This is a genomic window from Spiroplasma sp. hy2, assembly GCF_044714365.1.
GTDB lineage: Bacteria > Bacillota_I > Bacilli_A > Mycoplasmatales > Mycoplasmataceae > Spiroplasma > Spiroplasma phoeniceum.
This window is the reverse complement of sequence record NZ_RXFZ02000234.1, coordinates 1-1308: the sequence shown is the minus strand read 5'-3', so window position 1 is coordinate 1308 and position 1308 is coordinate 1. Positions and strand designations below refer to the sequence as shown.

Here is a 1308-nt window from a genome sequence, read left to right as displayed (position 1 = left end):
WTTAAATTTATCAAATTTCATAATTTTAGATTCCTATAATTTCTATTTTAAATATATTTTATAGGAATTTTAAAATAACTAGGTTATGCAAGAAGTCTAATGAATTATTTAATGGGGTAGTTTTACAATATTTTCACAATGATAAAGATAAAGAAAATATCGTAAATGGACCAGAAATTATTGATGTCGCACAGAAAACTTTAAGTAATTTAAAAAGTAAACTAAATACTTTTGAATTAAAAGCAAATCCAGGACTAGAAGTTGGTAACCCTTCATCTGAAACTGATAGCAAAAATGAAAACATATTACAAACAGGTAATTCAATCTTTTATACAGGGGGAATAAAACACGTCCCAAATGTAGTACCTAAACCAGCAAGATTAGAAAAATTAACTAAAGAACAAACGATAAAAATTTATAAAGAACATATTGCAACACAGCAGGAACAAAACCAAGAAATTGAAAATGAAAGATAAAAAGAGCAAAGCGCTCTTTTTATCTGTTTAAATTTAATTAAAAACTAAATTTAAAAACTGCTAGGATAAACTAGCAGTAATGTAAATAATAAATCTGGGCCTTGTCTGTTTTTGATAATAAACTAATAACTTATTGTGCTAAAACAGAAGTTATAATTTGAGGAACTACTCCAATTAAGTTAATACCAACACCATTACCCTGATCATATGATGGAATATTTCAGACATATCATTGTGCAATTAATAATGCAGCAACAATTCCAGCGACAGTTGCAATTTTTGGGATTGTGCTTAATAAGGCTGCAATAACTCCGCCAACTGATCCTAAATCATTTTGAACTTTGGTTAATAAAGCATGATTTAAGTATAAGTGTGAGTAAACAAAATAATAATCCCATTCATTAATCCCATCTTTTAAATTTTTAATATTTGTTAGATTAATATTTGATTTATTATTTTGATAAAATTGTTGATATGTTATTCGTAGTTTTTCCTCGGTTTTATATTATGTGCAGTTTTATTGTATGTATTATTGATAAATGTTGTATTCGATAATAATAATGCCGGGGTAGTTGCCAACGCAATTGCTCCAACACCAACTAAGATATTCTTATAACCAAACATTATTAATCATCTCCTGTAAAAATATCTATATTGACGCCGTAAATATTATTTACACTTTCATTATATTCTTCTCATTTTATGGCACAATTAATTTAGTGATAATTATCTTTAATTTTGTCGAAAACTCTTGATGAAATAAAAAAAATCATCAATATGACAATTTGAAAACTAATTTTGTGTAAGATTATGATTTTGCTTTAAATTTWWW

General features: G+C 26.2%; 3 protein-coding genes. 1 reads left to right on the top strand and 2 read right to left on the bottom strand.

The features are described from left to right. Nucleotides 1-58: 58 nt before the first annotated feature. On the bottom strand, nt 59-304 hold the full coding sequence (locus EHV01_RS05695; protein ID WP_422066615.1) for a hypothetical protein: 246 nt from the start codon (nt 302-304) through the stop codon (nt 59-61). A 273-nt stretch (nt 305-577) separates the two neighbouring features. Here EHV01_RS05695 and EHV01_RS05690 point away from each other — a divergent pair, with 273 nt between their 5' ends. Then, a complete protein-coding gene (locus EHV01_RS05690) occupies nt 578-856 on the top strand; it encodes a hypothetical protein (protein ID WP_422066614.1) in 279 nt (92 codons plus the stop codon). Nucleotides 857-953: 97 nt separating this feature from the next. Here EHV01_RS05690 and EHV01_RS05685 read toward each other — a convergent pair whose 3' ends face one another. Then, nucleotides 954-1100, bottom strand: a complete 147-nt coding sequence (locus tag EHV01_RS05685; RefSeq protein WP_400249291.1) for a hypothetical protein — start codon at nt 1098-1100, stop codon at nt 954-956. Nucleotides 1101-1308 lie beyond the last annotated feature (208 nt).